The 26,100-nt window shown below is 41.8% G+C and carries 23 protein-coding genes; 11 read left to right on the top strand and 12 right to left on the bottom strand.

The annotated features are described in order from the left end of the window. Nucleotide 1: 1 nt before the first annotated feature. The 4 genes from Xinn_RS04630 to Xinn_RS23390 form a co-directional block, all read right to left on the bottom strand. The gene (locus tag Xinn_RS04630; RefSeq protein WP_099137610.1) at nt 2-1,918 is read right to left on the bottom strand and encodes an asparagine synthase-related protein; all 1,917 of its coding nucleotides are present in this window, start codon (nt 1,916-1,918) and stop codon (nt 2-4) included. Next, nucleotides 1,905-2,384, bottom strand: a complete 480-nt coding sequence (locus Xinn_RS04625; protein WP_086956196.1) for a lasso peptide biosynthesis protein — start codon at nt 2,382-2,384, stop codon at nt 1,905-1,907. Before Xinn_RS04625 ends, Xinn_RS04630 begins: the two co-directional genes overlap by 14 nt. Then, nucleotides 2,368-2,643, bottom strand: coding sequence for a hypothetical protein (locus Xinn_RS04620; RefSeq protein WP_086956197.1), 276 nt, complete (start codon nt 2,641-2,643; stop codon nt 2,368-2,370). Before Xinn_RS04620 ends, Xinn_RS04625 begins: the two co-directional genes overlap by 17 nt. 96 nt (nt 2,644-2,739) lie before the next feature. Beyond that, complete coding sequence (locus Xinn_RS23390) at nt 2,740-2,853, bottom strand: lariocidin family lasso peptide (protein ID WP_425304022.1); 114 nt, start codon at nt 2,851-2,853, stop codon at nt 2,740-2,742. Nucleotides 2,854-3,615: 762 nt separating this feature from the next. On the opposite strand from Xinn_RS23390, the gene Xinn_RS04615 reads away from it, so the two are divergent. The 4 genes from Xinn_RS04615 to Xinn_RS04600 all read left to right on the top strand — a co-directional run bounded on the left by Xinn_RS04615 (nt 3,616) and on the right by Xinn_RS04600 (nt 6,280). Beyond that, nucleotides 3,616-4,059 carry a PTS sugar transporter subunit IIA gene (locus tag Xinn_RS04615; RefSeq protein WP_086956198.1) on the top strand — a complete coding sequence of 148 codons (444 nt, stop codon included), beginning with the start codon at nt 3,616-3,618 and terminating at the stop codon, nt 4,057-4,059. Nucleotides 4,060-4,088: 29 nt separating this feature from the next. Then, a complete protein-coding gene (locus tag Xinn_RS04610; protein ID WP_086956199.1) occupies nt 4,089-4,376 on the top strand; it encodes a PTS sugar transporter subunit IIB in 288 nt (95 codons plus the stop codon). A 12-nt stretch (nt 4,377-4,388) separates the two neighbouring features. Next, entirely contained in the window at nt 4,389-5,645 is a 1,257-nt protein-coding gene (locus tag Xinn_RS04605) for a PTS ascorbate transporter subunit IIC (RefSeq protein ID WP_086956200.1), read from the top strand. A 206-nt stretch (nt 5,646-5,851) separates the two neighbouring features. Beyond that, entirely contained in the window at nt 5,852-6,280 is a 429-nt protein-coding gene (locus Xinn_RS04600) for a hypothetical protein (protein WP_086956201.1), read from the top strand. A 45-nt stretch (nt 6,281-6,325) separates the two neighbouring features. On the opposite strand, the gene Xinn_RS04595 is transcribed toward Xinn_RS04600, so the two are convergent. The 7 genes from Xinn_RS04595 to pgaA all read right to left on the bottom strand — a co-directional run bounded on the left by Xinn_RS04595 (nt 6,326) and on the right by pgaA (nt 15,786). Next, nucleotides 6,326-7,312 carry an EAL domain-containing protein gene (locus Xinn_RS04595; protein WP_244590131.1) on the bottom strand — a complete coding sequence of 329 codons (987 nt, stop codon included), beginning with the start codon at nt 7,310-7,312 and terminating at the stop codon, nt 6,326-6,328. Nucleotides 7,313-7,757: 445 nt separating this feature from the next. Next, on the bottom strand, nt 7,758-9,041 hold the full coding sequence (gene dgcN, locus Xinn_RS04590; protein ID WP_086956203.1) for a diguanylate cyclase DgcN/YfiN: 1,284 nt from the start codon (nt 9,039-9,041) through the stop codon (nt 7,758-7,760). 4 nt (nt 9,042-9,045) lie between these two features. Continuing rightward, nucleotides 9,046-9,354 carry a YfiR family protein gene (locus Xinn_RS04585; RefSeq protein ID WP_099137609.1) on the bottom strand — a complete coding sequence of 103 codons (309 nt, stop codon included), beginning with the start codon at nt 9,352-9,354 and terminating at the stop codon, nt 9,046-9,048. Nucleotides 9,355-9,506: 152 nt separating this feature from the next. Beyond that, on the bottom strand, nt 9,507-9,923 hold the full coding sequence (pgaD, locus tag Xinn_RS04580) for a poly-beta-1,6-N-acetyl-D-glucosamine biosynthesis protein PgaD (RefSeq protein ID WP_086956204.1): 417 nt from the start codon (nt 9,921-9,923) through the stop codon (nt 9,507-9,509). Further along, the gene (gene pgaC, locus Xinn_RS04575; protein WP_086956205.1) at nt 9,923-11,248 is read right to left on the bottom strand and encodes a poly-beta-1,6-N-acetyl-D-glucosamine synthase; all 1,326 of its coding nucleotides are present in this window, start codon (nt 11,246-11,248) and stop codon (nt 9,923-9,925) included. Before pgaC ends, pgaD begins: the two co-directional genes overlap by 1 nt. Next, nucleotides 11,241-13,277 carry a poly-beta-1,6-N-acetyl-D-glucosamine N-deacetylase PgaB gene (gene pgaB, locus Xinn_RS04570; RefSeq protein WP_086956206.1) on the bottom strand — a complete coding sequence of 679 codons (2,037 nt, stop codon included), beginning with the start codon at nt 13,275-13,277 and terminating at the stop codon, nt 11,241-11,243. Before pgaB ends, pgaC begins: the two co-directional genes overlap by 8 nt. 10 nt (nt 13,278-13,287) lie before the next feature. Further along, on the bottom strand, nt 13,288-15,786 hold the full coding sequence (pgaA, locus tag Xinn_RS04565) for a poly-beta-1,6 N-acetyl-D-glucosamine export porin PgaA (RefSeq protein ID WP_211285999.1): 2,499 nt from the start codon (nt 15,784-15,786) through the stop codon (nt 13,288-13,290). 800 nt (nt 15,787-16,586) lie between these two features. Here pgaA and menF point away from each other — a divergent pair. The 7 genes from menF (at nt 16,587) to Xinn_RS04530 (ending at nt 24,515) form a co-directional block, all read left to right on the top strand. Next, nucleotides 16,587-17,897: an isochorismate synthase MenF gene (menF, locus tag Xinn_RS04560; RefSeq protein ID WP_086956626.1), complete on the top strand. Its 1,311-nt coding sequence runs from the start codon at nt 16,587-16,589 to the stop codon at nt 17,895-17,897. Nucleotides 17,898-18,076: 179 nt separating this feature from the next. Next, nucleotides 18,077-19,771 carry a 2-succinyl-5-enolpyruvyl-6-hydroxy-3-cyclohexene-1-carboxylic-acid synthase gene (gene menD / locus Xinn_RS04555; protein WP_086956207.1) on the top strand — a complete coding sequence of 565 codons (1,695 nt, stop codon included), beginning with the start codon at nt 18,077-18,079 and terminating at the stop codon, nt 19,769-19,771. Continuing rightward, on the top strand, nt 19,768-20,568 hold the full coding sequence (menH, locus tag Xinn_RS04550) for a 2-succinyl-6-hydroxy-2,4-cyclohexadiene-1-carboxylate synthase (protein WP_169923525.1): 801 nt from the start codon (nt 19,768-19,770) through the stop codon (nt 20,566-20,568). The genes menD and menH overlap by 4 nt, the downstream gene beginning before the upstream one ends. A gap of 12 nt (nt 20,569-20,580) precedes the next feature. Then, nucleotides 20,581-21,438 (top strand): 1,4-dihydroxy-2-naphthoyl-CoA synthase, encoded by an 858-nt coding sequence (gene menB, locus Xinn_RS04545; protein WP_086956209.1) that lies wholly within the window; start codon nt 20,581-20,583, stop codon nt 21,436-21,438. After that, nucleotides 21,438-22,424 carry an o-succinylbenzoate synthase gene (menC, locus tag Xinn_RS04540; protein WP_086956210.1) on the top strand — a complete coding sequence of 329 codons (987 nt, stop codon included), beginning with the start codon at nt 21,438-21,440 and terminating at the stop codon, nt 22,422-22,424. Before menB ends, menC begins: the two co-directional genes overlap by 1 nt. Beyond that, the gene (gene menE, locus Xinn_RS04535) at nt 22,415-23,848 is read left to right on the top strand and encodes an o-succinylbenzoate--CoA ligase (RefSeq protein WP_086956211.1); all 1,434 of its coding nucleotides are present in this window, start codon (nt 22,415-22,417) and stop codon (nt 23,846-23,848) included. The genes menC and menE overlap by 10 nt, the downstream gene beginning before the upstream one ends. A gap of 124 nt (nt 23,849-23,972) precedes the next feature. Continuing rightward, a complete protein-coding gene (locus Xinn_RS04530; protein WP_086956212.1) occupies nt 23,973-24,515 on the top strand; it encodes a YfaZ family outer membrane protein in 543 nt (180 codons plus the stop codon). An 82-nt stretch (nt 24,516-24,597) separates the two neighbouring features. Here Xinn_RS04530 and tyrP read toward each other — a convergent pair whose 3' ends face one another. Continuing rightward, the gene (tyrP, locus tag Xinn_RS04525; RefSeq protein WP_086956213.1) at nt 24,598-25,803 is read right to left on the bottom strand and encodes a tyrosine transporter TyrP; all 1,206 of its coding nucleotides are present in this window, start codon (nt 25,801-25,803) and stop codon (nt 24,598-24,600) included. Nucleotides 25,804-26,100: the final 297 nt, after the last annotated feature.

Genomic DNA, 26,100 nt, shown 5'->3' with positions numbered 1-26,100 from the left:
ATTAATTAATTTTCTCTGCATCAATTTTCATGTTTATTTTTCTCGGTTTAATCCGTTCAATCAGTTTTTTCTTCTCCATGGTGATATTTCTTAACCATATCTCAAGAGTGATGACACTGTGTATAAATTGATAATTTGCATCAAGGGTCGAGTTTACATCTTCTGCTTTTAATAAGTATATAGTAAGAGTTTCTATGAATTTTTTTCTGTCTACTAATCCCATTTTATAAACTAAACAACTATCAAAAGAAAGAAATAATTCTTTTAAACCCGGTTTTGAGTTTAATAGTATTTTCTTTGCCATACCTTCATAGGATGTTTTTTCTTTTTTAAATTTAAATATTTCAGGTAATGTTTGTTTAAATGATTCTCTGGCTAATCTTTTACTTGAAAGATATGAACCGTACTTTATAGATTTGAGATATAAATGCTCATGTGGTGGTATTTTCAAAACGAGATTGATTAATCTTAAATCTAAAAAAGGGTGAGTTGTTGAACTGTTCAGACTAAGAGAATCAAAGTATCTGGCCTTTGGCCACAAAAAATCTAACATAAACCTATGGCCATCTAACATATTTCTATATTCATCGCTGTATAATTTATTAGCTAAAAATCCTTTTGACTGACAAATATATTCTGGAACTTTGACTTCTTCATCCTGCCACTGTGTTTTTATATATGTTCTTTTTGCTAATTTACTGTTAAATTTAGATAGGAAAATATTATATAAATTAATGTAGTATTTTATATTGTAACGGGATATCTTTCTCTTTTCATTTATCACGTTAAATAATTCAAATGCACTTTTAATAGAATCATGTTTAATTAAAGAATCTAGTATGACTTCATCAAATTGTTCACCTAAAATTACATCACCAGATTCTCCCGTTATTGCTTGAACAGCACCTAATTCATTTATTAACTGATCTACTTGTAGACATGCTAAACTATTTGAACGTGGTTCTGGTCCATCGATATATAGCAGAGGGTCATTATCTATTAAGTTATTTTGAAATCGTAACGTATTGTCAGCCCATAAAATATATGAAGGTTTATCCAAATGTTTTGATACCTTATTGACGATCATTGAATCTTGGCTATATATTAAATCATTATCTTTAAAACTTATATTAACACAGAAATAATCTAAATTTTTTTCCATTGCTGTTGCTAATACGCTTCCTGAGTCTAGTCCTCCGCTAAAATGAATTGCTGTTAACCCATTATTCATTCTGTCTATTGTTGATTCTTTAAATTTATCCTTAAATTGATTTATAAAATCTTTTTTGATAAATCTTGATGAGTCAGTTTCAAAATTATAATCAATGATTTCCTTTGTTGATAATTTATTGTTTTTTATAGTTAACTTGCTTCCTTTGGGAATTTTTTTTATATCTGTAAAAAAAGTATTATTGTTTGGTAATTCATTTTCTCCTATGGCAATATCACCACCGAGGTGATATAAAACTGATTCAAGGTTTATATTTACCGTAAAATCTTCATATATAAAAATGGCCCTTATGTCATTTGTTATTATATAATTTTTATTGGTGTGAAAATAATAGATTGGAATTGATGAATAAAAGTCCGTAACAAAATTAAATCCGTCATTGTTGGAGTATGACAGGGCGAATTCTCCATATATTTCATTATTTTTTTTATCTGCTATGATTGAATTTAAACAATCTTCTTTTATCCAACCATCTAAAATAATTTTTTTATTATTTATATGGTTAATTGGTGGTCTTATTTTTGAAGATATAGCTATACAATAATTATTTTGTTCTTTAAAGTGTATAAAGTCATGGCTATCACTCAAGTTTTCATAGAAGATTTTTAAGTTTCTGATATAAAGGTCAGCATTGTTATTTATCAGGTTCGTGACAATCCAAAACGATTTGTTTTTATTTAAAGACATGTTTTAATAAATCCTCACTCATTTTTTTTGAATCTATTTTTTTCATTTCATCCAAATTTACCCGACCGGGATTGAATAATACTTCTTTTTTTAATTTTGAGTCGTCTAACTCAACCCATGCATGACCAAATATTCTTTGGTCAACCTTTGTTATCCCATAAATTAATTTTGAATCATAACCATTTGAGTATAAATATAGTTGTATGCACAATGATAATGTATAACAAGTACTATCTTCTTTGTACATGCCATTTTTATCATGCATAATTCGTAAAAAATTTTTTATATGAGAAATTTTCCTGTTAAGATCAAAAATATTATTTTTTTCTCTTTTGTTTAAGTAATCTTTGTAAAAATGTATACTTAGCTTTGTATAAATTATACTACTATTTTCTAATGTACTCATGGCTTTGATAAACTTATGCATATTTAAAATTATATTTATTTCATTAACTAGTATATTCAAATATCAATCCTTCTTTTTCTAATAAGTAAATGGCTTCTTTCAAATTATCTAAATCGACATCGTTATCTATTTGTAACTCCTCAACTATTTTAGATATTGAAATTATTTCTATATTACAAGTCCAAATATCTTTTGCAGCACCTATTAACCCAATATATGTGTCATTTTTTTTATCCAGTAATATTACCTCTTCTTCATCTAAACTTGTTGATATTACATCTTTTTTCTTTATAAAAAACTTTTCTTTTATCTCATTCATATTTCATCTATATTCCAATTCACTATAAGATAAATTATAAGAGATAAATAAGGTTTATAATTTCTGCGCTCCTTACTTATCTCTATTCTTTAAAAATTATCCGCGACGGATGCCTCTTGCGTGCAAGCCATCACCAGGGGATGATTTTTTACGTAAAGTGATAGCAATAAATGAACCATAGGTTTTAATTAAAGGCTTTTCAGTTTTCATAATTCATACCCTTAGTTGATTTTAATGTAAGAACTTTCAAATAAAGTTCGAAGCGAATATACGATGTTTTTCATTTTAAACAACACTTAAATTTTATGGGTTTTGTAATTTTTTTGTGTTTTATGTGAGCTCTCAGACTTTTAATTTTAAGCAATATAAAGATTGTTGATTTTAATTTAAGATTCTAAATCTTAAATGGAAATAAAAAGTAACCCCTGTTTTATACTGATAATACGGAAATAAAACATAGGTGTATATTATTTGATTGTTATTGGTGGGATAGTTAAAGGTGTATATTTTTAAAAATATTGTTTTTCAAAGGTATTATGTGATTCGTCTTCTGACGAAATTGTTATGTGGGTAACTGTAATATGATTAGGGGAAAATAAAAACATAATATTGTATTAAAAAACATGGCTGAGATTATATCAGGGTTATATTAACCCAGAATGAAAATACCATCGTTAGATTGAACTTAAAATAAGACGGATACCATTTCTCCGTTATGTGATTTACTCCATATTATTGTCTTTTTCATCAGTACGTTCGGTTGTATTGGCTATCCTTTTACTTATGGATATATAGCAGAATCATAAAATATACCATAATACCTAAATTCCAATGACAAGGCAGAATTGTGATGGATAATGTGCCCATTCCATAAATGACATACTCCAAGCGATAGCCATGGATGCCAGCTAGAATGGTTACAGCCCGGATTTAAATCCTATCGAAAAAATTAAATCTAATCAGGAGTATTCAATGTTGAGAACTTTACTGACCCGCGATGTAATTCAGTGGATTCCTGATGTCAGAGATTGGCGCGAGGCCATTGAGATCGCCTGTCAGCCACTTATAAACAATGGCTCAATCCAGCCGGATTATGTTGAGGCCATTTATCAGTCCCATGAACAATTTGGCCCTTACTACGTCGTGGGTTCAGGTATAGCAATACCGCATGCCAGACCAGAGCAGGGCGTTAATCAGCTTGCTTTGAGTCTGACGTTAATAAAACAGGGGGTCATGTTCGGCTCAGCAGAAAATGATCCGGTTAATCTATTGTTCGTCTTCGCTACAACAAGCAATTACAGCCATATAGAAGTGATTGCTGAACTTGCCGGGCTATTTGATGATCAGGAAAAAATTAATCAGTTAATACAGGCTAAAAATCTGGATGAAATTTTTTCGATTATTCAAGGGTATTAGTCGCTATTTTTAGTTAACAGGAAAACAAAATGCATATCACAGTTGTTTGCGGGCACGGTTTGGGTACCAGTCTGATAATGGAAATGAGTATAAAAAGTATTTTGCAGGAATTAGGTGTTGAAGCCAGTGTCGGACATACAGATTTGGGATCAGCAAAAGGGATAAAGAGCGATATTTTTGTTGCGACAAAAGATATTGCAGAACAACTGGCGGCGCAGCAGATAAATGGAAAAATTGTTGTATTAGAAAATATGCTTGATAAATCTGCAATGAAATCGCGCTTATCTTTGGTATTACAAGACCTTGGCAAGCTGTAACCGGAGGCGAGTATGGACTTTTTCCGTTTTCTGATGAATGACGTACTGGCAGAGCCCGCCATTTTAATCGGATTGATTTCCCTGATTGGTCTGATATTGCAGAAACAATCTGTGACCGAATGTATTAAAGGCACAATAAAAACCATACTTGGGTTTGTTATTTTAGGCGCAGGTGCCGGAGTTATCATTACTTCATTGAATGGATTTGCTGTTATTTTTCAACATACTTTTGGTATTCAGGGTGTTGTGCCGAATAACGAAGCTATCGTATCTATCGCGCAGAAAAGCGTTGGTAAAGAGATGGCGCTGATCATGTTTTTCGCAATGGTGATTAATATTCTGATTGCCCGCTTTACTCCGTGGAAATTCATATTCCTGACCGGTCATCACACATTATTTATGTCGATGCTGGTGGCAGTTATTCTGTCTGTAGCCGGGCTTAATGGCGTGATGCTTGTTGCGATTGGTTCAATTGTCGTTGGTATTTCAATGGTCTTTTTTCCGGCGATTGCTCATCCTTATATGAAAAAAGTGACAGGTTCTGATGAGGTGGCTATTGGGCATTTTTCGACGATTTCCTATGTTCTGGCGGGGTTTATTGGCAGTAAACTGGGAAATAAGGCTCACTCCACGGAAGAAATGAATGTACCAAAGAGCCTGTTATTTCTGCGTGATACTTCGGTTTCTATCTCCATAACGATGGCGGTTATCTTTCTCCTCACCTGCCTGCTTGCTGATCAGGAGCTTGTACGACAGGTCAGCGGTGGAAAAAACAGCGTCATGTATTCTTTGATGCAATCGGTCACATTTGCCGCAGGCGTTTATATCATCCTACAAGGCGTCAGGATGGTCATTGCTGAGATTGTGCCTGCATTTAAGGGCATATCCGATAAGTTAGTGCCGAATGCCAAACCGGCATTAGATTGTCCGGTAGTTTTTCCCTATGCTCCGAATGCAGTGCTGGTTGGTTTCTTGAGTAGTTTTATTGCTGGTGTTATCGGTATGTTTTTGCTCTATTGGCTGAATATGACGGTGATTATTCCCGGTGTCGTGCCTCATTTTTTTGTTGGTGCAACCGCTGGCGTTTTCGGTAATGCAACGGGAGGAAGAAGGGGCGCAATCTTTGGTGCTTTTGCTCAAGGGCTTTTAATTACATTTCTGCCGGTATTCCTGCTGCCTGTACTCGGTGATATCGGCATTGCCAATACTACATTCAGTGATGCTGATTTTAGTGTGGTTGGAATTTTACTGGGGCTGATTGTGCGTTGATTTTGTTCTTGAATATTAATAATAACAATGTGAAATATTAGCATCACCACTATTTTGGTGATGCTGTTTTTATATCTATGGTCTTAAATAAGGCCAAAAAATGCGTTTAAATAAGGTAGAAGATTAGAATAATTTTATGTATTGTTATTTATATTAAACATAATGGAATAAAGACAGATAGAATGGATAACTATAAGAAATACACGATGGATAAAGCTGACAGAATGTTACACCCTATAATCGGTGGTGAGATTGTTTTATTAAATTATATCAGTTTTTCACAGGAGGGTAGATTTGAATTTCTGGGGAAAATAGAGGGTTGGGAAAATCAGGATGATGTCGAAATATTAGAAAGTACACATTTCAGGAAGTACCTTTCAGATGATATTTTTATAATAACTGATAATTCCTATATAAAAGATGAAGTTTATTTCATGGATGTCAATGATATCGAGTCATTTGTTAGTGACTACTTGAATAAAAACTCAGAATGTTTTTTTAATGGTGATGCTTTTTTTATCTCCCCGTCTAAACAATCACTCATTGAATTTCAGCATGACGGTTATGTTTTTTCACATAAATTACCTATTTTGATCAATGAGAATGGGAAGAAAGCAATTTCAGGAAAAATGTGATAAAAATCTATGTTATGTATGTCAAAAAACGTGGTTTAAGAATAACTATTTTATTTGCTTTAACCATTTGTTAACGAATTTTTCCAGTGATATAGGGCGATCAAAGTAATAGCCCTGTAAGTAATTGACAGAATAGTTATTTAGCTGATGAACCTGTTTTTGATCTTCAACACCTTCTGCTACAATTTTTAAATTGAGGCGTAAAGCGAGGTCAATAATATTTTCAACAATATGCTTTGAAAATATATCGGTATTCATTTTTTTGATGAAGTTATGGCCTATCTTCACCAGATTAATATTCAGTTTTTGTAAATAAGCATGATTAGAATAGCCGGTTCCAAAATCATCTAAAGCGATTAATACACCTAATTTATCCAGCTTGTTGAGGCGTTCAATTGTGCTTTCATCCGGCTCCAGTAATTCTCTCTCGGTGATTTCTAATATTAATTGGATTGAACCCTTAGGAAATGCCTGTAGAAAATCATGACAATCCTTTACTAAACTGTCATCTTCATAATGCCTTGCACTGATATTGAAATTAAAGTTGAAATTCGGAGGTAACTGATAAGCCAGAGGCGCAAAAAAATCACGTACTTGAGTCATTAAGTTATGTGTTAAGGGAATAATAAGATCTGATTTCTCAATTTGTGAGATAAAATTCTGGGGTTCCACTAATCCTTTTTTTGGATGTTGCCATCGGACGAGAATTTCACACCCGATAAGAGTGCTATTCTTACTACAGATAATAGGCTGGACATACGGAATAAATTCTCTGTTCTTAATGGATTTTTTAAGTTGATGGTCAGGTAAAATAACAGTTTTGGTATGTTTAAATAAAGCGATGGCGTATAAAACTATGAACATTGCCAGTATCAGAAAAATTCCCGCTAATTCCATATCTGGCTTGATATTATGCTGATAATCAGAAAATAATTTCCATAATATATTACCAGCACTCAACGTGATAGCAATGAATAGTACCACAAATGCCCGATTCAATGTCCGGTATGATTTAAAATTCAGCCCCATCATTTCTCCTTGTTGATAAAGCCCATAATCCAAAAGTAGTCTTACCACTTAGATTTGTAAAATTTTGTGAGCTTAGTGCTTATAAAAAATGACTGTTTGCCTGAAAAATAATGTTGGCTATCTTACAGGAAGATATGGAACACAGGAACTGTATATATATTTATATCGCAATAGTTGAGTAATAAATTACGTAATCGGCGGCAGTAATTAAAATAAGCCGATTATTATTGCCGCTCTTGGGGGAATAATTGAATTATTTTATTGATTGATGTCAATATTTTGCCAGATTGTTCCTTATTTTATTTATTCCTGTCATGCTTTAAACTGTATATTAAATTCTTTCGGTAGTTTATTGGGTTGAAATTGCTGTAGCTGAAGAGAGTAATTTTCCCTGTTGTCAGTTTTCCTTGATGTTGGCCTTGCTCATTCGCCCCAGCCATATCGTGGCCTATGCTCCAGAAGATTCATTTTCTTGCCGCCGCGATGCATTTTGAAATCCATAGGGTATATCGGCGGAGTGCCAGCCGCCGCCTCGCTGTTTGATGTGATACATGGCGGCATCAGCTTCGGATAGCAATTGTGCTGCTGTTAACGCACCATTTGATAAAGCGATACCAATGCTGAGTGTGATACGCAGCTGTTGGCCGCTGGGAAGCTGAACCGGCTTATCCATCGCGTGAATAATATTTTTCGCGATCCTCTCAGCATCTTCTAAATTGGCTGAAGGTAGTAGAATGGCAAATTCATCACCACCGAGTCGGGCGACAGTGTCTGTTTTCCGTACTTTCTCTTTTAACGTAGACGCAATTGTGATCAGGACATGATCGCCTGCCGCATGCCCATAAACATCATTGACATATTTCAGACGGTTGCCGTCAATAAATAAAATTGCAGCACTTTTCCGCATGAATTTGTCGTTCATCACTGTAGCCAGAACGCGCTCAAAAGTAGCCCGGTTAGGTAATGCTGTGAGAGAGTCGTGTTGTGCCTGCCATGTCAAAGCGGCTTTTTCTGTTTGTAAATGATGTTGCCAGTCTTCCAGTTCTTCCAGCAGATGGTTGAACACCTGGCTCAGCTCATGCAGCTCTGCGATTTGCGCGGAAGGAACCCGCTGTGAAAATGCCCGGCGCTGGCGGACATCATGGGCGACACTGGCAATGTTTTGGAGTGCTCTGACAACGCCGTCATGCATGCGCAGGGAAAGGTAAAGTGAAAGCATGGCGCTGACTAATAAGCAGGCAAACAGTACCAGTAAGGCCTGATAAATAAATTTGGTGATGTGTTCGCTATTACCGATTAACCAGACTGAACCGACTTGTTGTTGGTGTTGATAGATGGGAAATGTGGCTGGTTCAGGAAACATCCAGTATTCAATCAGCTTCCTGAAATTACCGGAACTTGTTATCTGGCTGGTATGCCAACTGGCTAAAACCTGATTCTTTGCATCGAAAATTTTCGCTTCGGTAAAACTATCGTGGGCAGCAATCATTTCCAATATTTCGTTTGCCGCTGTTTTATCATTAGATACCACTGCTGCCTGTACGGTATGGGCTATTGTCGATGATATCTGTTTAAGATTATTCTCAGCATATTTCTGCATGGCAAATAGCGCCAGTAAAGAAAGAAATACACCAACAACCGATAATGTAACGAATGTAATGATCAGATGAATACGGTGAACAGTCTGACGTAATGTCGGGCGTGATGGCATTAATGAATAACGCTTTTTCATACAGTTATTCCGCCTTATTAGCCAATTGCCGGACATTTGAATCTGCGCGTATACCACTGCGAGTCAAAATATCGGGATTAAAGTTAAATATCGTTTGTGTGCTGTCTATATTGAGACAGAATGCACTAGCGATTCCACAATATTGTTTTTGCTCAGCAATTGTCAGGAGTAGTTTATTATTTTTCTGACTGAATACTTGATATTGAAATATAGGGTCAATCTGACCGTAGTGAATATTATCACATTTATCCACGACTTGTTCTGTATCGAAATTTATAACTTCTACCCGTAATTCTTTATTATCAGGAAACATATTGATGTTTTTTTAAACGCGCGTATGTAATTAGATGATGGTATCAGGCATAGCAGTGACTACGTAATGATGTTCTCCCGGTCGTATATGTAACCGGGGAACTTGCTCTCTTGCCACCGCGATGCAAATTAAAATCCATTGAGTATTGTTTATTAATTTGGTTTTTCAGCGACTCCGACTATGTGCCCGTGGTTATCATGAGTGATACTGGAAACTTTGCCCTGATTTAAATTGTTTATTAGCTTTTCCCCTAAAGAGAAGCTGGTTGCAATTTCATTATGGTTTAATGCAGGTCGGTGGCGGCGGCGTTCTATACGAAAACGGATTTGATTATACTTTGCCCAGCCGATCAGAAGAAATGCATTAAATAGAGCAACGATGATATAAAGGGTAATCGAGCTTAACTCCGGGCTGAATATAGATATAACAGGTTTAGGGCCATGATGGGGCGAGTTAAATAATCCTGCAATAAATAAATAGACAAATCCGACCCACGCTAAAACAGTCAGTGTTATATCAATAAGCCTGGGCAATAGTTTCTGCTCTGTAAATATTAATGGCTCTTTCATTATTCTATTCTCTCTATCCCACGATCCGGACTTTCCCAACGAGCTCGCTTGCGGCGGACTTTAAGCATTACTTTGGGAAAAGAGACCAGTGTAGTAAACAGATTCAGCATCCAATATATAACCGGATACCAGATCACCCAGAAAAGTGATGATGCAACGTGTTTTTCATAACGCCGCTCAATGACCAGACTGACAGTAAACTGAATCAGGCAGGTTGCGCCTAATACCAGCCCGGTATACCCGGGCGGGAAAAGGGTATAAACCCGGATGTTTTCAGGGAGTGTGATAAACATACCGAGGAAAAATAAAATAATGGAAAGGGCAAAAGTAAATGACCAGACGACTGAGCAGCAGAATTCTGCAAATAAAACCCACATACGGCGATATTCCCATGCCCAGAGCTTGCGCAGGTTTTTGAGGAAGACTTCGGCTCCGCCCTGTGCCCAGCGCAATCTCTGTTTCCATAATCCCCGCAGCGTTTCTGGCATCAGAATCCAGCAGATAGCCCGCGGCTCGAAGAAGACAGACCAATGGCGTAATTGCAATTTCCAACTGACATCAATATCTTCCGTAATCATGTCGTTGCTCCAATAACCCACATCGGCCAAAGCCCGGCGGTTAAAAGCAGCGACAACACCAGAAACGGTAAAGACCTGACCATAAATCCGCTGTGTTCGTTTGATAAGACCAATGATAGAAGAAAATTCACCCACCTGAATTCTGCCAATCAGGGTAGAGCGGGTGCGGATTCGGGGATTACCTGTCACTGCACCGACACGGGGATGATCAATTATCGGCTTCACCATCCATACGGCGGCATCACGATCTAACAGGGCATCACCGTCAATACAGACCAGATAATCACTGTTGGCTGCTGCGGCTCCGGCCTGAAGAGCGGTGGCTTTCCCCTGATTATGCTTCAGATGTATGACCCTCAAAGCACGATTCTGTCTGGCCATCTCATCCAGTTCATGGGCGGTACTGTCAGTTGAGCCGTCATTGATTGCGATGACCTCAATATTGGGATAGCGCTGATTTAGTGCTGCCTGTAATGTTTCACGCACATTCGGGCCTTCGTTATAGCAGGGGATCAAAATGGATATCAGAGGCTCGCCTTCCAGATGAGGCGGCTCATCACTTTGTTTCCAGTGCCTTTCACGGTAAAACCAGAAATAAATGCCACCTGAAATCCAGATAGCAGACATAAATAGTGGCCAGAAAAAGACAAAGTTCAGCATCACCTCACCGGTAAAAGTAACGGCAATGCCGATGGGAATACTCAGAACAATACAGAGCACAATAAAAGCAAGAATACGGTCAATCATTGAGTGGATACCATTCTGAAGAAAGAACAGGACGGATCGAGTTCATTTCTGGTTGATTATTAATAAAGTCATCAGGGTAGTAACCAAAATTCTGTGCGCCATTCAGTTGTAGCTGGCGCATCCATTCAGCAAGTTGTTCTCCTGATATCATTCTCTTATCTGATGGTTTTCGCCAGTCAACAGCTTGCAGTTCAAAGACAGTTTTACTGAGTGCATCAGGGCGCTGGGCGACAGCTTTCACTAAACGGGAAAGCCACTGATTGCTTTCTGACAGAGGGACGTTTTCCATTAATGGCATTGCCATCGGTGCAACCCAGTCATAATGGGCGAGAAAATCATCCAGATTCTGGGCAAACCACTCTTCACTGTCCGGCTCCAGAATAGGCAGAGCAAAAATATTACGGGCGGTTTTTACCTGATAACCCCGGACAGATTTTACGGCCTGAGTCAGTTCCAGAGTGAAATCAGTCAGGTATCGGCTCTTGAAGCGGCTCCAGCGGGCAAATTGCTCCGGGTTCTGACGAATTTCGGCAATGGAGGCCGGAAAGCCTTCCCGCTGATAAACACGGATGGCATCCGGGCCTGCATCTTCAAAATCTGACATGATGGCATCATCGTGATACAGCACCCCCTGAAAAATGGAATGAGCGGCTAAATCCTGATAGATCTCTTTGATCCTGCGGCGATTCTCCGGGTTATAAGGGGATAACCGACGGTATTGTGCTTTGTCCACTGATAACTCACCGCTATTTTTGTCATAGCTTATGACGCGGGGCAGGGAAGGGTCTAATTCAAAGGCCAGAACCGGCATCCATGCATAGACATCAATGTTTAACCGGCTGTGTATCTGCCAGGAAACCCGGTTAAATAAATCAGCACGCATTGGCAGCCAGCGATTCGGGAAGTAAAGTTCACGGACTGTGCCATCGCCTGTAGGATCGGCAAAAGCCTGTAGAAAAACAGTATTAATGCCGAGGTCGGCGACACGCTGTACCAGCTTATCAAGGTTGCTCGCCTGCTGAACAGGATCAGGGTCATAAACATAATCCAGATCAATATGGGCGATACGCAGAGGAAATTTATTCTGAACCTGAATAACCTGTTCAGCGAACTCTTTCAGAGTTGGATTATTGGTAAGCAAAATCCGTGGAACATTATCCAGATTTTTGGCGTTTGCCAGACCGGTATCGAGTGTCAGAGCCAGTTTATAGCCATACTGCTTTGCTATATCCAGCGTGACACCACTGTCAATGCCATAAGGCCAGACCCAGACACGCGGCTTTTTACCTGTGGCAGATATGATCCGTTGGGTGATTTTTTTGACATCCCGCTCCATGCGCTGGCGGAATGCCTGCTCAGTCTCATATTTACCTGTTTTGGGATCATAGATTCGGATGGCAGCGGCAGGTTCAGTATTTCCCTGTGGATTACCGAGCGCACCGTAATGATGCTGATAGGTATGGGAGGCAATTTCCACCAGACCGGAACGGGACATTTCGGCAACCTGTTCCCATGTAGTAAAGCGTTCCCGTGGGACTTTCAGCCCGCCAAAATCTACCGGTTTGCCTGGGGGAGCATCAACCCAAATACCGACGGGAGCCAGAATAGCAGGCCAGTTATAGGCTTTCAGTAACGGAAAAACCCGGCGATAGAAACTGCTGTAGCCGTCATCAAAAGTGAGCAATACTGCTTTTGGGGGGAGTGGTGTTCCTCCCTGATTAGCCGTGAGGATCTGATCAACGGTGACGGGCTGATAACCGTTTGCGCGCAGCCAGGCAAACTGGTCATTCAGCGCACTGGTACGGACAGACATAAAACGCTGGTCAGCACCATCATCTTCAACATCATGATAACCCAACACAACATAACCGTTATGAGGCCAGGGGCGCTCGTTCATTGACAAAGGGCGCTCCGCTGGTGGGACAAAATCGGGCTTTCCGGCATGAGCCAGTACATTCAGTTGGGGAATAAACAGGCTAACCAGCAAAGCTGAAATCATTAACCAATAGCGAATTACATTGAAAGTCATAAAAAATCCTTTAGAACCGATATGTTAAATCAAAAGCAGCTTGCAGGTTTTTTTCGCGTCTACCATCATAAGGGCGTTTATCCAGTGTGATCCGCACGCCCGCATCCACAACATCATTCCACTTAATGCGTTGCCCGTAACTCAGTGTCGTTATCAGCCCTCCGCCATAATCTTTCTGCTGGTATTCGCCGATACCGGCCATGAATTGTTGACTCCAGACGGTCTGATAATGTCGGTATATGATGTGATCCGCTTCCAATGCAGGTAGCAGGATAAAATCATTTTTAGGGTTGAAATAAGGGGTGTTTTGTTTGCTGTTATGCGTTGTACCGACTTCCAGAGTTGCATCGAGTTTCAGATAAGGAGCGGTATAGATACGTTGCATTCCGTTGACGGTATAAGCAAACCGGTTATTCCCGTCAGAAAAGAATGAGGATGCAAAACTGGCTTCCCACTGGCTGCGTTCGCTGTATCTCCAGCGGGTATAGATTTGCCCGCCATTGGCGTGAATATTATTGGTTAATGCCCGTAGGGGAGTATTGCGTGCCAGCCGCTCTGTTGATCCTCCCAGACGCCACTCATCATTAAAGTCGTACCATCCAGAAAAACGCAGGCCGACCTTATTACCATGACGATAATTCCGACCGGAAACTTCGCCTTCCAGCCAGATATCCCGTGCCCGCCATTCTATACCGCCGCGTAAATCACGGTTTAACCCACGGCCTTCACTGAACTGACTGCGGTTATACGCACCACCGGCAAACAAACGCCAGTTATCATTAATGGGGGGGCTATAAATCACAGCATCAACGTCTGAACTGCTTTTACCGCTGGTGGGGCTGTCTGAATCAATGCCCTGATTAACTCTGACACGCAGTTCTGACATATGATGGACTTTCCGCAGACGGTGAAAACGTTTGCCCAGTACATTCTCAGGGGCGCGGGAGATGACATCATCAGCCAGCAAGTCAACCTGTCTCCACTCTTGTAGTGCTAAAGCGGTATAACCCTGCTGGACTTCCAGTGATAAATTACGGTGATCAAGCCCTTCAGCCTGTTTAAGCTCGCTTTCTGCCCGACGGGGCCAGCCTCGATCCAGCCAGATTGCTGCCAGATCAATGCGCAGTTTCTGATTGCCGGGGGCTGTACGAGCTAAATGCGTAAAGCGTTTTTCTGCTTCAGGTAAATTGTCATGCAGTTGTGCTGATTCGGCCAGAAACTGTTGCCCTTGTAGCCAGCCGTCATTAGGAACCCGGATTGGAGAACCGTAAACATTGACCATATAAACGTTGCGCTGTTTGATATTGGCAGCCAGTTTTTGAGCTTCATTCAGATGCTCACTTTCCACATCGGAATAAAAAAGGACACTGTCAATTTCTTTAGTAATATTAGGAACAGGGGTTTTTCCATCAGGATAATTGAGTGTCCATAAAATTTGTCTGGCTTTATTTGGCTGACGGAGGCTCAGATACGCCGAAGCTGCCCACCTTTGGACGTAATCCGGTAACTCAACATTGTTTTTTATTTCAACGCCATTTTTTTCCTGTTGTTGCAGGAGAAGATATTCGTCAATAACTTCCTGTGGTCGGAAGCGGGCAAGCAATGCACCGAGGCGATCAATGCGGGCACGTCGATAATCCTGTTGGGCATCAGGCAGTGCACGCCATTGATTAAGCATGTTGTCATAGCGGGTAAGTGCGTTGTCAGCGATATCAAAACGCTCTTTTTCGCTACGGGTAGGAGCCATTGCGAGACGAACTAATTCAGCCGCTGCATCGGCTTCCAGCCTGCGTTGCTGCCCCGGGGATAACTGTAATTGCGCGCTGTATTTTTGTTCCAGAAGCCATGCAGAGCCATTCACGCGATTGTTTGTCAGGCTGAACAGATAATCGTGAGTGGTATTTTTATCATTCGGAGAGCGCTCATGGGCGATAGAGAGCATTTGCATGGCATCCCATGTACGACCGGCTGCTTCATCAACATAGGCCATTAAACGATAATTAGCAGCGTTGGGATGTTGTGCCAGTAACCTTTTTGCCAACCGACGAGCTTCACTATCCCGTTTGGCATCTGCCAGCGTCATAATCAGTCCGGCCTTTATGTCGTGGTTCTGGTTTTCAAGGACAGAAGCCAGGTGCCATAATTGAACGGATTGTGTCCATTGGCGCTGATTACGATAAGCACGGGCAGCGGCAGCAATTCCTCTGGCGGGTAATTCCATGGAGCGATAGCGTTGCCAAATATTAATCACTTCATTATCTCGCCCTGCCCAGCCTGCAATTTGTAACCAGTCGGCAACCTGAGAAGGTGAAAGTTTCCGCCGTTTTTCTTCCTCGCGAATATATTCAAGTACGGGGATGGTATTGCCATCTCTGGCTTGTTGGATTAATTCATCATAATCCGCTTTTGCGGCTTCTGACGTTATTAGGCAGCTTAGTGATATGAATAACGATAATAGTTTATACCGATATCTATGAAAGCCTATCGGCTTAAAATAAAGATATAGCACGACATCCCCTTTTATACTGCTTATTTATTTAGAAAACAGCAGAGTCAGACGAAGTAAGATTAAATTTAGATTAAGGAAAATTTTTTGCTTCTTCATTTCGGAAGAGGCGAAATAATACGTATTGTGTCACTTTATATCAATGGGTAATTCATAAAAAATAACACATGTGTGATAATTAAATTAATTTACATCGGTTATTAATTCAAAATAAAATAATATCTTATTGCCCTGTTTGTTTTGGTGGTTTAATTTATGATATAAATCAATGTGTTATTGGTTTAAGATTTTTCTTATGGTATTTTTTTCTTTAATTAATATTGTTCTTTTGAATTAAAAAATATTTATTAGCATTATTAATATTCTTTGTTAATGATTAGCTTTACTGTTTTTAGTAAATTAAAACTTCCTTTCTGCTATTCTTATCTTCATAACGATTGTTATTGTGGTTTTTAAAATAGCGTCTGTTTTTTCGATGGTGAGTTAATAAAAACACTGTTATTTTATTAAATATGGTGTTCAGGCTTTATATTGTTTACTCTTAAAAATAAAATATGCTCTTATCTTAAAGAGATGCACTTTGTCGATAGTTTTATCCATTTGCACAAACAACATGTACTTGATTTTTTTGATCAAAACACGCCAGAAATCACCAAAAATGGCGGGCTAAACATTAGATACCTCCCTGAAAATTAACCTCATAAACAACCATACAAACAATAAGTACTTTAATAATTCCGGCTGGCTCGTATAATCCTGCCTTTTATCATGTTGTTAGTAGGAAAATGCTAGTGGGGAAAATTGTGGATCAGATTGCCGGTATTATCGCTGATGTATGCGAAACTCTTAGTGCCAAAAATGTTAGCGAAGCTGGTATTCAGATGTTCTGTTTTCCGCTGCCTGTAAATGATAATACTGACTGGTTGGAATGGTTAGCTGCCCAGCCGCACTATCCACAATTCTATTGGCAACATAGGGATGGACATGAAGAGGTTGCCGCGTGTGGGCAAATTCGCCTTTTTAATAATGCCGCTCAGGCAGAGATGTTTTTAAATCAATATGCTCAATTTCCTCAAATGCGTATTTGGGGTTTAAATGGATGGGATAAAGAAGAAAATACAGATAATGAAGAAAGTTATCTGTTCTTACCCAGAATAGAAATACGCCGCTGTCACGAGGCTACTTATTTATATCTGAATATTGACGGGCAGTCTGATCTCGATAATATTCACCAATTTCTCAGACTAATTTCCCCACACCAGCCATTTCAACCATCATGTACGGCGGTTTTAAATACGAAGCATATGCCTGAATGCGAACAGTGGAATATACTACTGGAGCAGGCTCTGGATGCCATTACCCGGAAAAGAATGGAAAAAGTGGTTATGGCACGAAAAACAGAACTTATGCTGGATATGCCTTTGCAAGCTGCCCAATTTATGGCGGCCAGCCGTGAAGTTAATCATCATTGTTATCATTTCATGCTGGCTTTCAGTCATACACAGGCTTTCCTTGCTTCCACACCTGAACGACTCTATTACCGCCACCAGCGACAGTTATTTACTGAAGCACTGGCAGGAACAACAATAAATGCTGATGACGATCAAAAAGCAAAAGAGCTGGGGCAATGGTTATTACAAGATAAAAAGAATCAGCATGAAAATTTGCTTGTGGTGGATGATATCTGCCAGCGTTTACAGGGAGGTGTGACGGCAATTGATGTTGCTCCGCCTGATGTTATTCGTTTACGCAAAGTACAACATTTGCGCAGGCATATTAACGGGTTCTTAAATCAGATATCGGATAGTGATTGTCTGCGTCGTTTGCAGCCAACCGCGGCTGTTGCCGGTCTGCCCCGAGAAGCTGCCCGGCAGTTTCTGGCGGAGAATGAGCCTTTTCACAGGGGATGGTATGCAGGATCTGCCGGATATTTAGGTTTTGAACAGAGTGAATTTGCGGTTTCACTACGGTGCGCGTATATCGATGGCGCTTTATTGTCATTGTATGCCGGGGCAGGGATTGTTTCCGGTTCAGACCCCGAACAGGAATGGAGAGAAATAGAGAATAAGGCAGCAGGATTGCGCTCATTATTGGGTAATTTGGCTGTGGAATAAGCGCAGCGGTATACTTTTTTTATCAAAAAAATACGGCTATCAAAGGAATAATGTCAATAAAATGATATTTCTTTGAACTATCACAAAGAAAGTGTTTTTAACGGAATGAGCGCGATGAATATCTTATATAATTTATTTTTTTAGATAAGTTTTCTTTTTAGATAAGTTTCGAACATCCTATGTCAAACAGCGCACTGAACCGTCGTTGGGCGGAACTTTTACTGGAAGCACTGACTCGTCATGGTCTGCATCATGTGTGTATTGCGCCCGGCTCCCGTTCTACCCCATTGACACTTTCTGTTGTAAATAAAGCCGCCGAACAGAACGGTAAACTGATATGTCATACCCACTTTGATGAGAGAGGGTTAGGCCATCTGGCGCTGGGGCTGGCAAAAGCAGGCGGGCAACCCGTTGCTGTTATCGTGACATCAGGAACCGCAGTCGCCAATCTTTATCCCTCCCTGATTGAAGCGGGTTTAACCGGAGAACGGTTGATATTTCTCACCGCAGACAGGCCTCCTGAGCTGATTGATTGTGGTGCCAATCAGGCTATTCGTCAGCAAGGTATTTTTGCTTCACATCCGGCACAAACACTCTCTTTGCCGCGACCAACCACCGATATCCCCGCCAGTTGGCTGGTCTCCGTCGTTGATAATGCGATGTCAAACCTCAGGCAGGGAGGGCTGCATATTAATTGCCCTTTTGCTGAGCCTTTGTATGGTGATGATGATAAATACCAGTCATGGTTAGCAACACTGGGAAACTGGTGGCAGGGGAGTCAGCCGTGGCTTCAGCAATCAATGAAAACAATTACAGCCAGAGTTGCTGACTGGGATTGTTGGCAGCAAAAACGTGGTGTTGTTCTGGCAGGGAGAATGAGTGCAGAAGAGGGAAAATGTGTTGCACAGTGGGCAAAAGATATGGGATGGCCATTAATTGGTGATGTGTTATCTCAGACCGGACAGCCTTTGCCTTGTGCTGATTTATGGTTGAATCATCCTCGTGTACAGGAAATTCTGGCAAAAGGACAGTTGGTTATTCAGTTTGGCTCTGGCCTGACAGGAAAGAGGTTATTGCAGTGGCAGGCCACATGTCAGCCAGAAGAATACTGGGTGATCGATGCTATGACCGGAAGGCTTGATCCTGCCAATCATCAGGGACGCAAATTTACCTGCGATATTACGAGCTGGTTACGCGAGCATCCCGCGCGCACTGATCATCTTAATGCTTCTTGGGCGAGTGAACTGGAAATATGGTCAGAAAAAGCATCGGAATGTGTTACTGAAAAACTGGCAGGCAAATTCAGTGAGGCGGCAGTTGCACATCAACTGGATCAGTTACTGCCGGAAAATGGGCAACTGTTTGTCGGCAATAGCCTGATTGTTCGTCTGATTGATGCGTTAGGGCAATTTCCTGTCGGTTATCCGGTTTACAGTAATCGTGGAGCAAGTGGTATTGATGGGTTAATCGCCACTTCAGCCGGAGTACAACGGGCAACAGCTAAACCCACACTGGCGATTATCGGCGATATTTCCGCACTTTATGATCTGAACAGTCTGGCTTTACTGCGTGAAGTCTCTTCACCTGTAGTATTGATTATCGTCAATAATAATGGAGGCCAGATTTTTTCATTACTACCGACACCTCAGGAAGTGCGTCAGCAATTTTACTGTATGCCGCAAAATATCAGTTTTAATCATGCTGCCGCCATGTTCGGCCTGCATTATTGTGCCCCACAAAGCTGGCCTGAGTTAAAACAATCTGTTGAACAGGCATGGCTGCAAAATGTTGCAACCATCGTGGAATTAAACGTGGCAGATGATGAAGGCGCGATGTGTCTGCAAGCATTACTGAAACAGGTAGCAGAACTATGAAGCTGGCCTGTCAGACTTTCAATACGGACAAACAAGGCCCGTGGTTAGTCTGGCTGCATGGTCTGCTGGGGAGTGGCAGTGAATGGCAGCCCGTTATCAACGATTGTAACCAGTATCCTTCTTTGGTCATTGATCTGCCCGGTCATGGTAATTCTGCTGATATTACGCTTACGGATGGTTTTGCCGAAATGAACAGGCTGCTGGGCGAAACTTTACTTGCTTGTCAGATCCATGACTATTGGTTACTGGGGTATTCACTGGGCGGTCGGATTGCCATGTATCATGCAGTTCAGGCTTATAAAACGCAAGCTAAGGCAATGCAAATTGCGCCACAGGGGTTAAAAGGCATTCTGGTGGAAGGCGGAAATCCGGGTCTGTTGTCTCAAAAAGAACGTGATGCCAGATTATTACATGATGAACACTGGGCACAACGTTTCCGTACAGAACCGATATCGGTAGTTTTAGCGGATTGGTATCAACAGCCTGTATTCGTAGATTTATCTCCGGCGCAGCGCCTTCGGCTCATTCATCTTCGTAGCCAGAACAGAGGCAGCAGTATTGCCGATATGCTGGAAAATACCTCACTTGGGCATCAATCGTGTCTGCTCACGGAATTACAGGAAATGACACTCCCTTTTATTTACTTATGCGGTGAGCAAGATCAGAAGTTTAAGCAAATCGCGCAGCAGTATGCACTGCCATTAAAAATAATTTCTCAGGCCGGACATAATGTCCACAGCAGTAACCCTGCGGGGTTTTCCGCCGCAGTGAACCACTTTTTATCACTTTTTGGCTAAGGACGTTTAATAATGCTCTATCCACATGAAGAAAAATTATATGCGCCAATTGAATGGCAAGATTATTCCGATGGATTTGAAGATATTCGTTATCATAAATCTACGGATGGCATCGCTAAAATCACCATCAATCGTCCACAAGTGCGCAATGCTTTTCGTCCTCTGACAGTTAAAGAGATGATTCAGGCTCTGGCTGATGCGCGCTATGACGATAGTATCGGCACAATTATTCTGACAGGAATGGGCGAAAAAGCGTTCTGTGCGGGAGGCGATCAGAAAATCCGTGGCGATTACGGCGGTTATAAAGATGACGTGGGAACCCATCATCTCAATGTACTGGATTTCCAGCGCCAGATACGCACTTGTCCGAAACCTGTTGTCGCTATGGTCGCCGGATATTCCATCGGCGGAGGGCATGTTCTGCACTTGATGTGCGATCTGACTATTGCCGCAGATAATGCAATTTTCGGACAGACCGGCCCTAAAGTCGGCTCTTTTGACGGAGGATGGGGTGCTTCTTATATGGCAAGGATCGTCGGGCAGAAAAAAGCCCGCGAAATTTGGTTCCTGTGCCGTCAGTACAATGCGCAGGAAGCACTTGATATGGGGCTGGTTAATACGGTTGTCCCCTATGCGGATCTGGAGAAAGAAACGGTGCGCTGGTGCCGTGAAATGCTGGAAAACAGCCCGATGGCGCTGCGTTGTCTGAAAGCGGCATTGAACGCAGACTGTGATGGGCAGGCAGGTTTACAGGAGTTGGCTGGGAATGCCACCATGCTGTTTTATATGACTGAAGAAGGGCAGGAAGGGCGTAATGCATTCAATGAAAAACGTCACCCTGATTTCAGTAAATTCAAACGTAACCCATAATGCGTAAAGCAACTCTTTATCACTACAGCCTGCCGATGGAGGCAGGTGTTATCCTGCGTTATCAGCGCCTGAAAACCCGCGATGGTTTTTTGGTTCATCTACAGGAAAATGAGGCTCACGGCTGGGGAGAAATTGCTCCGTTGCCGGAATTCAGTCATGAAACGCTTGAACAGGCACAACAAGCCGCTGTGGAGTGGTTAACAAACTGGTGTCAGGCAGACACAGAGCCAGAGCAGAATGAAGAATTACCTTCTGTTGCATTTGGTATCAGTTGTGCTCTCGCTGAGTTATGCGGTGAATTACCAGAAGAAGCCGATTATCGCAAAGCGCCATTGTGTACCGGCGATCCTGATGAGGTGATTCTGCGTTTGGGAAAAATGGCCGGACAGAAAATTGCTAAAGTGAAGGTAGGCTTATACGAGGCCGTACGGGATGGCATGGTGGCGAATGTTTTGCTGGAAGCCGTGCCGGAACTTCAGTTAAGGCTGGATGCTAACCGTAGCTGGACGCGTACCAAAGCAGATGGATTTGCGAAGTATGTCAATCCGGATTATCGCCAGCGTATTGCATTCCTTGAAGAGCCTTGCAAAACCCGTGAAGAGTCACTGGATTTTGCCCGTCAAACAGGTATTGCCATCGCATGGGATGAAAGCGTTCGGGAAGAGGATTTTACAGTAAAAGCCGAAGAAGGTGTTGCGGCTATTGTCATCAAACCCACTTTAGTCGGCAGTATTGCCCGTTGCCGGCAATTGATTACTGAAGCTCATCAGGCAGGGTTGGACGCTGTGATAAGTTCAAGTATTGAAAGCAGTTTTGGCCTGACTCAACTGGCTCGTTTAGCTCACTGGTTAACGCCGGATACATTGCCGGGATTGGATACCCTTGATTTGCTCCGGTCACAGCTTATTCGTTGCTGGCCAGACAGTGACATTCCCTGTCTGGAGGCAGATAAGCTGGAAATAGTATGGAGCCATGAATGTCACTAGCCTCGTTTAACCAATGGCCGTGGCATCACTGGGCGATTTGTGCTCCAGAAAAGCAGGCTGCCTTGTTGTATGGAGAATCCCTGACTTGGCAGCAGTTAGCGATAAAGATTAACGCCATTGCTCATAGCTTCCGGCAACAGGGAGTATCAGAAGGCAGTGGAGTCATTCTGAGGGGGAAAAACAGCACTGAATTATTACTCTGTTATCTCGGAGCACTCCAATGCGGGGCAAGAGTATTGCCACTGAATCCTCAACTTCCCGCATCATTGCTGGTGGAATTACTTCCCCGACTGAATATAGAATTTGTGGCTGATTTTACCCATTCCTCTTTCACAGTTATTCAGGCAACAGAACTCAACTGGCAAACTAAGTTTACAGTCACATCAGGGAAAAGTGTTTCAGGTAAACGTGTTTCATGGGACTTAATTTCATGGGACATCTATCGTCCGGCCAGTATGATCCTGACTTCAGGCTCTTCCGGGTTGCCTAAAGCCGTTGTGCATTCTGTGAAGGCACATCTTGCCAGTGCAAAGGGGGTTCTTTCCTGTATCGATTTTACTTCACATGATCGCTGGTTATTGTCACTGCCGTTATACCACGTCTCAGGTCAGGGAATACTCTGGCGCTGGCTGTTGAAAGGTGCAGAACTGGTATTAGAAGATATGCGCTTTCTGGATAGTGCTTTATCCGGTTGTACTCATGCCTCTTTAGTGCCCACTCAATTATGGCGTTGGCTGTCTCAGCCGCGTGAACATCAACAGACTTTAAAAGATGTGCTATTGGGTGGTGCGATGATACCGCAGGATCTGATTCAGCAGGCCGAAGAACGGGGAATTCGCTGCTGGTGTGGTTATGGAATGACTGAAATGGCTTCAACAGTCTGCGCAAAACGTGCCGATGGTTTACCGGGAGTGGGAACACCATTGCCGGGAAAAGAGATCCGCTTGCAGGATGAAGAAATACAGATTAAGGCAGACAGTATCGCGATGGGGTATTGGTCTGATGGGAAATTACAGCCTCTGATTAGAGAGAATGGCTGGTTTGCTACCCGTGATCGGGGTGCCTTTGAACAGGGAGAGCTGTGTATTCTCGGGCGTCTTGACAACCAGTTTTTCAGCGGTGGAGAAGGTATCCAGCCAGAAGATATTGAGCGAATCATCAACCTGCATCCCGACATCCAGCAAAGTTTTGTTGTTCCTGTGCCTGATACGGAATTTGGGCATCGGCCTGTCATGGTAATCGAAACAAACTCTCCTACACTTACCACAACACTTGTTAGCTGGCTTTCGGATAAACTTGCTTCATTTCAGCAGCCTGTCGCCTGTTACTTACTGCCTGAACAGTTCAAGAATGATGGAATAAAAATTCCTCGGCAGCAGGTTAAACGCTGGGTACTGGAAAAATACAGCACTCCCACATCTTGATTAATCCTAATAGTTCATTAAATTTATAGTTTATGGAGTTTACTGAATTTCAGTAAAATGGCTTGCAACCAATCAGTTGCAACACAAGTAGTGGCGATTACTAATGAGAGAAGAAGGATACAATATGAAAGGTTTTATTGCTGTCAGTGCTGCTGGTCTGCTCTTTATGACTGGTACAGCAAATGCAATTTCTGTAAATGTTGAGGCAGGAAAGCACTATACCAGTACATCTGCGGGAGTTGGTGATAAGACTGCGGGGCTATCCCTCAACGGAAACTGGACTCGCAGCGATCATAATGGTCAGTTAGGTAGCCTGGGGCTTGCCTTCGCTCTGCCTGTTGGCCCGCTGACCGCCAGTGTTGGCGGTAAAGCACTTTACCTGTCACCGAAAGTGGGGAAAGAGGGGGCAGCACTGGCTGCTGGTGTTGGTCTCAGTGTCGCGGTGACACCATCGCTGTCATTATATGGTGAGGCTTATGGCGCTCCAGCCGGTTTTACTTCAGGTATTGATTCTTACACGGAAGCTACTGGTGGTGTCCGTTATCTCGTCTTTAGGCCAATCAGTATTGAGGCGGGCTATCGTGTAATTGACTTAAAAGGTAAAGGCGGGGATCGCAGTAATAAAGTATCAGATGGTTTTTACATTGGAGCGGGTGTGAATTTCTGATATATCCTGACTGAAATTATCCGCATCCATAAAGATGCGGATATCTCTTTCTTAGTGGTGTAGTTCTTAGTAGTGTGGCTCGTTAACCCACTTCCGGCAGTATTCCTGTCACAATACCAATCTGTATAGCAATAATGGCAATCCCACAAAGGAAAATGAGGACTAATGCAGGGCGGCCACCTTTCACACGATACCCTCCCTGATTTTCCTGACGGCAGCGCCAAACCAGCAGAGAAGGGAGTAACAGAGCCAGAATTGACAACGCAACGGCTGCGAAGGTCAGTGCCATGACAAAGTTAGGGTAGAACAGGGCGCAAAGCATAGGAGGCACAAAGGTTATCAGGCCGGTTTGCAAACGCTCTTTAGCATGATTGCGGCGTTTCAGCAGGTCAGCAAGATAATCGAACAGGCCGAGTGAAACCCCCAGAAACGATGTTGCCAGTGCGAGATCAGCAAACAGATGGACAGCAAGTTCTACTTTGGGAGAGGCAACCACTTCTCTGACTGCCTGTAATAACCCGTTCAACCCTGACTGTTGAGCAAGAATACCGACAAAGGTATTGGAAGAAATGGCACCAAGAGTGACTAATTGCCAGAGGATATAAGCGGTTAGCGGGATAGCACTACCGATAAGAAATATCTTCCGGAGCTTATTTGTCTCCCCGCCCATATAGGCAACAATACTCGGTACACTGCCATGAAACCCGAACGAAGTAAAAATCACCGGGATAGCTGATAGAACAAGCCCTTTTTCTATTGGCATAGATATCAGGTTGATCTTATCAACATGAGGCATCATCACACCAAGAACAAGCACCAGAAAAATAACTTTAGCGGTAAATAACAGGCGGTTAATTAAATCAACAGATCGGGTACTAATGCAGACGACACTTCCGGCGACCAGAGTAAATATGATGATCCCGACAGAGACAGAAATTTGTTTATCTAACCATGCCGATAAACTGGCAGCCAATAATTCACCTGCACCACTGATATAGGCTGTTGTCAGAGCATACATCAGAAATAGCATGCTGAACCCCGTTAACACCTGCCCACCTGTGCCTAAGTAGCGTTTTGCGATAGTGCCCAGACCTGTATTGGCTTTATTATATTGATAAACTTCCACCAGCAGGAGAGCGGTATAACTCATCAACGCCCACAGGACAATTAACATGGCCAGTGTTGTACCAAAACCTACACCTGCTGCAGCCAGAGGCATGGCCAGCATTCCTGCCCCAATCGTCGTTCCGGCGACGATAAAAATACTGCCAATAGTGCGATTCTTCACGCGACCCTCGTTTCTGAATATGTTGATAAAATAGAGTTATAAGACTGGCAGAGTAAAGGATTGAGTTATAGCTGTCAAACTCGTGGTACATGTAGTGTAAATAAAAAATTACACCAAATGCTGAAATTGAGAAGTAGGTTAAAAAATAGTAAGAACTCATCAGAAAGACAGTCAAGTTCAGTAACGAACTTTACATTACAGATAATATACCGATTATTTGGTTTTAATATAAATAAAGATATTTTTTCTTATTTAAGCCTTTTTTGTATGATAACTATTGTTTATAAATTTAATAAA

This window comes from Xenorhabdus innexi (assembly GCF_002632485.1).
Lineage (GTDB): Bacteria > Pseudomonadota > Gammaproteobacteria > Enterobacterales > Enterobacteriaceae > Xenorhabdus > Xenorhabdus innexi.
The sequence above is the reverse complement of the archived record's forward strand: the minus strand, read 5'-3'. Positions and strand labels throughout refer to the sequence as shown.